This is a genomic window from Streptomyces triticirhizae (assembly GCF_003696235.1).
Lineage (GTDB): Bacteria > Actinomycetota > Actinomycetes > Streptomycetales > Streptomycetaceae > Streptomyces > Streptomyces triticirhizae.
The window spans coordinates 1-9021 of sequence record NZ_RFFJ01000225.1 but is presented as its reverse complement, the minus strand read 5'-3'; the positions used below and the strand labels follow the sequence as shown (position 1 = coordinate 9021).

6 protein-coding genes and 1 pseudogene are annotated in these 9021 nt (G+C 72.1%); 4 read left to right on the top strand and 3 right to left on the bottom strand.

What is annotated here, in order from left to right; translation table 11 throughout:
* The first annotated feature begins 321 nt into the window (after positions 1-321).
* Positions 322-1302, top strand: coding sequence for an acyl-ACP desaturase (locus tag EBN88_RS26165; protein WP_122399521.1), 981 nt, complete (start codon positions 322-324; stop codon positions 1300-1302).
* Positions 1303-1728: 426 nt separating this feature from the next.
* Positions 1729-3369, top strand: coding sequence for an ABC-F family ATP-binding cassette domain-containing protein (locus tag EBN88_RS26160; protein ID WP_122399520.1), 1641 nt, complete (start codon positions 1729-1731; stop codon positions 3367-3369).
* A gap of 19 nt (positions 3370-3388) precedes the next feature.
* Here EBN88_RS26160 and EBN88_RS26155 read toward each other — a convergent pair whose 3' ends face one another.
* Positions 3389-5155, bottom strand: a complete 1767-nt coding sequence (locus tag EBN88_RS26155) for an ABC transporter ATP-binding protein (protein WP_122399519.1) — start codon at positions 5153-5155, stop codon at positions 3389-3391.
* A 645-nt stretch (positions 5156-5800) separates the two neighbouring features.
* Here EBN88_RS26155 and EBN88_RS26150 point away from each other — a divergent pair.
* A complete protein-coding gene (locus EBN88_RS26150; RefSeq protein ID WP_122399522.1) occupies positions 5801-6313 on the top strand; it encodes an ATP-binding protein in 513 nt (170 codons plus the stop codon).
* 44 nt (positions 6314-6357) lie between these two features.
* On the opposite strand, the gene EBN88_RS26145 is transcribed toward EBN88_RS26150, so the two are convergent.
* Positions 6358-7308 (bottom strand): cation diffusion facilitator family transporter, encoded by a 951-nt coding sequence (locus EBN88_RS26145; protein ID WP_122399518.1) that lies wholly within the window; start codon positions 7306-7308, stop codon positions 6358-6360.
* Positions 7309-7486: 178 nt separating this feature from the next.
* Entirely contained in the window at positions 7487-8467 is a 981-nt protein-coding gene (galE, locus tag EBN88_RS26140) for a UDP-glucose 4-epimerase GalE (protein ID WP_122399517.1), read from the bottom strand.
* Between the two features lie 289 nt (positions 8468-8756).
* On the opposite strand from galE, the pseudogene EBN88_RS26135 reads away from it, so the two are divergent.
* Positions 8757-9021, top strand: a pseudogene (locus EBN88_RS26135) (CDP-alcohol phosphatidyltransferase family protein); the annotation flags it as partial.

The following is a 9021-nucleotide window of genomic DNA, read 5'->3' as shown; positions in this document are numbered from 1 at the left end:
AGGGGCGGCGGCGCGCCCCGGGGGAGCGGGGGCAACGGCGGACGACGCGCCGGCGGGCAGCGGGCCGGCGGCCCCCCGCCGGCGAACAGCGCGATGGCCGACGCCCTGCGCCGCGCCGGCCTGGTGCGCCCCGAACGCAAGGGGCGCTGACAACGACCCTTCCCCGCGCGTCCGTTGACGCACACGAGACGGCCAGGGCCTTCGGGCCCTGGCCGTCTCGTTGTGAGTTGCCCCGCAGATCCTTGCCAGACCGGCGAGTAACAACTTACGGTACCGTAACCTACGGTGTCGTAAGTACTCCCGGATACAGCAGGAGATCATGTGACCCTCGACCCAGCCCACCCCACGGGCAGATCGGGCGACTGGACGGACGCCAAGCTGATCTACGCGTTGGAGGAGGTCGTCGAGACCGAGTTGAACCGCCATCTCAAGGCGGCCAAGGACTGGATGCCGCACGAGTACGTGCCCTGGAGCCAGGGCCGCGACTTCGACGGCCCGCTGGGCGGGGAGCCCTGGTCCATCGAGCAGTCCCAGGTGACCGACGTCGGCCGGACCGCCCTCGTGGTCAACCTGCTCACCGAGGACAACCTCCCCAGCTACCACCACGAGATCGCCACCATCTTCGGCCGCGAGGGCGCCTGGGGGACCTGGGTGCACCGCTGGACCGCCGAGGAGGGCCGGCACGGCATAGTGCTGCGCGACTACCTGCTGACCACCCGCGCCGTGGACCCGGTCCAGCTGGAGAACTTCCGGATGGCGCACATGTCCGAGGGCTTCGAGTCGGACAACCAGCACTCCATGCTGCACTCCGTCGCCTATGTCGCCTTCCAGGAGCTGGCCACGCGTATATCGCACCGGAACACCGGCCGGGAGTCCGGCGATCCGATCTGCGACAAGCTGCTGGCCCGGATCGCCACCGACGAGAACCTGCACATGGTCTTCTACCGCAACCTGCTCCGCGCGGCCTTCGAGATCGCGCCGGACCAGACGATGCGGGCCGTGCGGGACGTGGTCGTCAACTTCCGGATGCCCGGCCATGGCATCCCCGGATTCGAGCGGGCCGCCGCCCGGATGGCCGTCGGCGGCATCTACAACCTCCGCATCCACCTGGACGACGTGCTCCAGCCGGTGCTGCGCTATCTCGGCGTCATGGAGATCGGCGGGCTGAGCCCCGAGGGGCTCAAGGCGCAGGAGGAGTTGGGCACGTTCCTCGGCGGCCTCGACTCCGAGGCGCGGATCTTCGACGAGCGGCTGGCCGCCCGTCAGGCGAGGCTGCTGGCGCGCAGGGCGCAGCAGAGCTGAGACCCGGCCGGCCGCGCCCACCGGCGCGGCCGGCCGCGCTTCGAGGGGACGGGCCGGGGCGGTCACGGCTTGCCCCGGCCCGACGGCGCCCGTTACGCTTACCCGCGTCTCTGCTGTCGAGGTCGGGAGATCCGTTGTTCATCTGAGGTCATGACACCGCGAGCCCGGTTGGCTCGTGCCCTCGGCCGTCCCGCTCGCGGACGGCGGCACGAACGCCCCGCTCCGCGCGGCTGACCTCGGAGGTCCTCGGGATTCTCTTCCGGTTCCCTCGGCAGATTTCTTTCTCTCCGACAGATTCTGTCTCTCTGTCCGCCTTCCTCCGTCACTCGGTGTCCCTTCGGGCCCGGTGTCACTTCGCGTTCCGTTGATCACCTCTGGCAGCCGCCGCCCGTTCGGCGCTGCCCGGCACGCATCTGGAGGGCCCTCATGTCTACCGGCACCACCCATGTCTCCGTCCAGCGGCTGGTCTTCGACTGGCCCGACGGCACCCGCGTCTTCGACGGTCTCGACCTGGCGATCGGCCCCGGCCGCACCGGGCTGATCGGGCTGAACGGCAGCGGGAAGTCCACCCTGCTCAAGCTGATCGCGGGCGAGCTGACCCCGACCGCCGGCACCGTCCGCGTCGCCGGCGAGGTCGGCCTCCTGGCGCAGAGCGTCACCCTGGACGTCACCCAGCCCGTCGACCGGCTGCTCGGCATCGCCGAGGCGCGGGCGGCGCTGCACGCCATCGAGGCGGGCGACGCCTCAGAGGCGCACTTCGCCGCCGTCGGCGACGACTGGGACGTCGAGGGCCGCACCCGCGCGGTCCTCGACCAACTCGGCCTGTCCCACATCGGGTTGGACACCATCGTGGGCCGGGTCTCCGGCGGCGAGACGGTGCTGCTGCGGCTGGCCGCGCTGCTGCTGCGCCGGCCCGACGTGCTGCTGCTGGACGAGCCGACCAACAACCTGGACCTGCGGGCCAGGGAACGGCTCCACGCGGCGGTGGCCGCCTGGCGCGGCGTGCTGGTCGTGGTCAGCCACGACCGGGAACTCCTGGAGCGCGTCGACCAGATCGCCGACCTGCGCGAGGGGCGCGTGGTCCGCTACGGCGGCCCGCTCTCCGCCTACCAGGAGGCGCTCGCCGTCGAACAGGAGGCCGCGACCCGGACCGTGCGCTCCGCCGAGGCGGACGTGCGCCGGCAGAAGCGGGACCTGGTCGAGGCGCACGACAAGCTGGCCGGCCGCGCCAGGGCGGGCCGGCGGGCCGCCGAGACGGCGGGACTGCCGAAGATCGTCGCGGGCGCGCGCAGGCGGGCCGCCGAGGTCTCGGCCGGCAAGCACCGCATCCTCCACGAGGAGCGGCTGGCCGAGGCCAGGGAGCGCCTCACCGAGGCCGAGGCGGCCGTGCGGGACGACGACGAGATCCGCGTCGACCTCCCGCACACCGCCGTGCCCAACCGCCGACAGGTGCTCACCCTGCGGGAGTTGGAGCTGCGCAACGGGGCCAGGGCCCACCTCCAGGTGGTCGGCCCGGAGCGGATCGGCCTGATCGGGCCCAACGGAGCGGGCAAGACCACGCTGTTGAACACGATCGCGGGCCGCCTGGCGCCGGCCGCCGGGGAGGCGGAGGTCCACGTTCCGCTGCGCTATCTGCCGCAGCGGCTGGACATCCTGGACGGCGGTCTCTCCATCGCGCGGAACGTGGCGGCGCTGGCGCCGACCGCTCAGCCGCAGCGGGTGCGGGCCCAGCTGGCGCGGTTCCTCTTCCGCAAGGAGCTGCCGGACCAGCGGGTGGACACGCTCTCCGGCGGGGAGCGGTTCCGCGCCACGCTGGCCGCGCTGATGCTGGCCGAGCCCGCCCCGCAGCTGTTGCTGCTGGACGAGCCGACCAACAACCTGGACCTGGCCAGCGTGCGGCAGCTCACCTCGGCGTTGGCGTCCTACCGGGGCGCGCTGCTGGTGGCCAGCCACGACCTGCCGTTCCTGCGGGAGTTGGGCCTCACCCGCTGGCTGGCGCTCACGGACGGGGAGGTGAAGGAGACCGAGCCGGGCGGGCCGGAGCCGGACGGGGCCGAACCCGGCTGAGCCGGGCCCGGCCCCGGGGTCAGGTGATCTGGCCCGCCTGGAGCCGGGAGTAGGCGCCTCCGCGCCGCAGCAGCTCGGCGTGGGTGCCGACCTCCGAGATCCGGCCGTGTTCCATCACCACGATCCGGTCGGCGTTGCGGACGGTGGACAGGCGGTGCGCGACCACGAACACGGTGCGCCCGCGCATCAGCCGGTCCATCGCCTCCTGCACCAGCGCCTCGGAGCGGGTGTCCAGCGCGGAGGTGGCCTCGTCGAGCACCAGGATGCGCGGGTCGCGGATCAACGCCCGGGCGATGGCGATCCGTTGGCGCTGCCCGCCGGAGAGCCGGGCGCCGCGCTCGCCCACCACGGTCTCCAGTCCCTCGGGCAGCCGCTCGACGAACTCCAGGGCGTTGGCGTCCCGCAGCGCGGCGCGGACGGTGGCGGCGTCCACGTCGGGCATCCCGTAGCCGACGTTCTCCCTGATGGTCCCCTCGAAGAGCACCGACTCCTGGGGCACCACCGACAGGAAGCGGCGGTAGCTGCGCAGGTCCAGGGTGCTCATGTCGGCGCCGTCGAGCAGGATGCGTCCCGAGACCGGGCGGATGAAGCCGATCAGCAGGTTGAGCACGGTGGACTTGCCGGCGCCCGAGGCGCCCACCAAGGCGATGGTCTCGCCGGGGGGCACGGTCAGGTCGAAGTCGACCACGGCCGCCGGGCCCTCCCCGTCGTAGCGGTAGGTGACGCTCTCGAACCGCAGCCGGCCCTTGACCTCGCTCACCTGGGTCTTGCCGGTGTTCTCCTCCAGGTCGGGCGCCTGGAGGACCTCGCCGGCCGAACGCACCGACTCCAGGCCCTTGGTGATGATCGGCGCCAGGCCCATCAGCATGGTCATCGACCCGGTGAGCGTGGTGAAGAACGTGCTGAGCATCACCACGTCGCCGGCGGTGATCGGCAGCCAGGCGTAGTAGGAGATCATCGCGGCACCGGCCAGGAAGCCGATGCCGATGGCGTTGAGCAGAATCCAGGCCAGCGCCCCGAAGTGCCCGTTCAGCAGGTCGAGCCGTATGCCGGCGCGGAGCACCTGGCTGAGCGAGCCCTCCACCCGGCCGATGGCCGTGCGCTCCAGGCCGTGCGCCCGGGTGACGGGGATCAGGCTGGTCATCTCGCCGACGCGGGTGGAGAGTTGCTCGACCTGCCGACGGTACTGCTCGTTCTTGCTGCGCAGCCGGGTGCGCAGCCGGCGGACCAGCAGCGCGGCGGCGGGCACGATGATGATGAACGCGGGCAGCGCGGTCGGCACCCGGAAGGCGATCACGGCCAGGCCGCCGGTCAGCGTGATGATGGCGGCCAGGCCGGTGTCGGCGCTCTGCTGGGCGGAGACCTCGATGTTCTCCACGTCCCTGATCACCTTGGTCTGGAGGGCGCTGGCGCTGACCCGGGAGTGGTATCCGATCGACAGCTCCTGCATCCGCCGGCACAGCGCCGAGCGCAGCCCGGTGCCGACCCGGCGCACGCTGCCGTGCATACAGCGGACATAGAGCAGGTGGGTGGGGTAGTTGAGCATCAGAACGATCAGCAACACCAGGGTGTTGCTGCCGAGTTCCCCGATCGGTCGGCGCTCGACGACGATGTCGATGATGTTGGCCGTGACCAGGGGCAACAGCCACACCGGGCTGTGCTTGACCACGAACGCTAAGACGGCGACCAGGAGCCGGAGGCGGTCGTCCCGGAAGAGGTAGGCGAGGGTCCGCACCGGATGTTCCCCCCGGTAGCGATGCTCCAGGGGACCTTGCGGAAGAGCCATGACAGCAGCACTCCAACGGCCAGGGATAACGAGTCGGGATGACCTTGCCCCTGAAGCGACTCGAACACTCACCGAAATGGCGCCTGGAAGTGGGCTCTGCCCTTTTCCTTATGGTTCGGGGTAATTCATATACATCGTGATAGTAGGCATGTATGGGAGTGCCTGTACCGAAAGGTACCAGGTGGTCGCCTCCTGGTAGTCCGATTTCTCAACTTCCGTATATTCGCGACACGGTGGCGCCCTCGCACCGGCGCTCGCGCCGGTGCGTCGATCCTCGGGTCGTTCACCACCGTGCGCCCGTCCGGATGGGTGAGCGCCGTGCGGCCCCACCGAACGTGTGCTCACCCGGCGCGCAGAGGCGAGCCACCCCGGAGCGAAACGTTGCGCCCGGGGTGAACGGTCGCTTCGTTGCTCAACTCGATCGCGAACGAAGCGAGTTGGTCCGATCTCGTCCGCTTTCTCATGAGTTTCGTGCACCCGGTCATGTTGCGCTGGCACATGCCAACACTCGACACAGCGGGTGACCCGACGGCGACGCCGCGCGGGGCCTCGCCGGGTCGGAACCCCGGCAGCGTGAGTGAACCGAGCGAACCGAGCGAACCGAGAGAACCGAGAGAACGAGGAGAAAGGCCCGTGGCGAACATCATGGACAGATCGTCGGAAGCCCCCCCGAGCCCGAACGCGATCGGGCGCCCGCCGGCGCCCGGCTGGCAGGGCACCTGGCGGTTCACCCTCGCCCCCGAGGAGCGGTCGGTGCCCCAGGCCCGGCACGCGGTGCGCGACCTGTTGCGCCGCCGGGCGGCGCCGCTGACCGCCGACCGCCTCCACGGCCTGCTGCTGATCCTGACCGAGCTGGTCACCAACGCGGTCCGGCACGCCGCCCTCCTCACGCCGACGATCGGCGTCGAGGTCGCCGTGGACACCCAGTGGGTGTGGGTGCGGGTCGAGGACGGCCACCCCTACCGGCCACACGCCCTGGCCGCCAGCCCGGAGCGGCAGCGCACCGGCGGGCGCGGGTTGCTGCTGGTGCAGGCCACCGCCCACGAGGCCGGCGGCTCCTGCGGGGTGCGGGCGACCGCCGACGGCGGCAAGGTCATCTGGGCCGTGCTGCCGCTGGACCGGATCGCCGGCGGCCCGCCGCCCCCGCCCCCGTCATGACTGGCGCCGCCCCCGAGGCGCGCCGGCGGCGGCCGGTGGCCCCTTCAGTGGCAGAGTCCCGCCTCGTGGGCGGCGTGTCCCGAGGGCTCCAACTGGAAGGTGCAGTGCGCCACCTCGAAGTGGTCGCCCAGGCAGTGCTGCAACTCGTGGAGGGTCCGCTCGTGCCCCACCTCGTCGAGCCGCTCGGGACTGACCACCACATGCGCCGAGAGGACCGGCATCCCCGAGGTGATGGTCCACACATGGAGGTCGTGCACGCCCTCGACGCCCGGCATCCGCAGGATGTGGTCCCGCACCTCGGCCACCACCACATCCCGGGGCGCCGACTCCAGCAGCACCTCCAGCGCCTCCCTGGCCAGCTTGACCGTGCGCGGCACGATCATCAGCGCGATCAGCAACGAGGCCACCGGGTCGGCGCGCTGCCAGCCGGTGAGCAGGATGACCAGCGCCGCCACGATCACCGCGACCGAGCCCAGCGCGTCGGCCAGCACCTCCAGGAAGGCGCCCCTCACGTTGAGGTTCTCCCGCTGGCCGCGCATCAGCAGCGCCAACGAGAGGCAGTTCAACGCCAGACCCACCACGCCGAAGACCACCGTGGTGCCGCCCGGCACCTCCGTCGGCTCCCGCAGCCTGCTGATCGACTCCAGCAGGATGTAGCCGCCAACGCCCAGCAGGAGCAGGCAGTTGACCAGGGCCGCCAGGATCTCCATCCGGGCCAGGCCGAAGGTGCGGCGCTCGCGGTCCGTCGGCCGGTTGGCGAAGTGGATCGCGACCAGGGCCATCCCGATGCCCACCGCGTCCGTCGCCACATGGCCGGCGTCGGCCAGCAGCGCCAGCGAGTCGGTCACCAGGGCGCCCACCAACTGGGCCACCAGCAGCAGCGACGCGATGCCCAGCGCCACCCACAGCCGCCCCCGGTACGCCGCCCCCCTGGTGCCCGGTGCGCCGTTCCCGTGGCCGGCGCCGTGCTGGCCGTGATGATGTCCCGCGCCCATGCGCGCCGCCCCCTCTTCGTAGGCTCCCCACACAGTGAACTACGGGCGGGGGGTATCGGGCAACGCGGCACTGAACACCGTTGTCATGTGCTCTGACCTGCGTGTTCCCGGCCATCGCGGGGGTTCGGGCCAGGGGTGCCCCGACCGGCGGCGATGGCCGGAAGGCACAGCCGCCCGGTCAGCCGGCGGACCGCAGAAGCCACCCCTCCCAGGCCGAAGAGACCATCTCCGCCAGGCCGCGCCGGGCGGTGAAGCCAAGCCGCTCGGCGGCCAGCGCGGCCGATGCCACCACCCGCGCCGGGTCCCCCGGCCGCCGCCCCTCGACCACCGGCGGCGACGACCAGCCGGTGGCCTCAGCGACCGCCGCCGCCAACTCCCGCACCGAGACGCCGACGCCGGTGCCCACGTTCACCGTCAGGTCCCCGGCCGGCGCCCCGGGGTCGGCCCGCGTCAGCTCCCTGGCCGCCGCCAGATGCGCGTCCGCCAGATCCGCGACATGGATGTAGTCCCGCACACAGGTGCCGTCCGGCGTCGGGTAGTCGTCCCCGAAGACGACCGGCGGCAGCCCCGCCTCGATCCGCTCGAAGAACAGCGGGATCACGTTGGCCGCGCCCCGGTCGGCCAGCTCCGGGCTCGCGGCGCCCGCCACGTTGAAGTACCGCAGGCACACCGAACGCAGCCCGTGCGCCAGGCCCGCCGCGCGCACCAGCCACTCGCCGGCCAACTTGGTCTCGCCATACGGGTTGATCGGCCGGCACGGCGTCTCCTCGGTGACCAGCGGCACGTCGGGGGAGCCGTAGACGGCGGCCGAGGACGAGAAGACCAGCCGCCGCACGCCGGCCGTCACCATCGCGTCCAGCAGCGTGGCGAGCCCGCCGACGTTCTCCCGGTAGTAGAGGGTCGGCCGGGCCACCGACTCGGGCACCCGCTTCCGCGCCGCGAGATGAACGACCCCCGTCACCCCGTGCTCGCGCAGCGCCCGCACGGTCAACGGCCCGTCCGAGACCGAGCCGCGCACCAGCGGCACCCCGGCCGGCAGCCGCTCCGCCACCCCCGAGGACAGGTCGTCCAACACCGCCACCCGCTCCCCGGCGGCCAGCATCGCCCGCACCACATGCGCCCCGATATAACCGGCACCGCCGGTGATCAGCCAACTCATGGCCCGCAGCTTAGGCCGCCTCTTCCGGATCTTCCTTCCGGGATCTCCCTTCCGGATCTTCGTGGTTCGGGGCGCGGCGTCCCTCCGGCCTCCACAGTGGCCCCGGCGGCAGCGCGACTTCGCTCGGTGTCAGTGGCATCGCGTAGGGTCACCTTCGGTGTTCGTCGGGCACCGGAAGTGAACCGAGGGTTTCCCCACCCCAACGCCGTTCTTGCCGCGCGGTGGTCATCAGATAATCTCTGCCGACATGCCGCCGCAGAGCGCGGAGTTGTCGCAAGGAGTGAGTCAGCTGTCCAGCGCCATCCTCACCGGACCGCCCGATCCCGGGTCCTCGATCGAGGACGAGCTGAGAGCACTCGGGTTCAGCGTCTCCGTGGTCCGGCGGCCGGCCGAGCTGGCCGAGGCCGTGGCGGCCGTCCCCGCCGGCGAGCGGGTCGCGCTCGTCGACCCGCGCTTCGTCGGCCACCGGCACAGCCTGCGCCTCGCCCTGACCGACCCCCGCTTCGCCACCGCCGCCGTCCCCGGAGCCCTGGCCGCCGCGCCCGCCGGCCGGG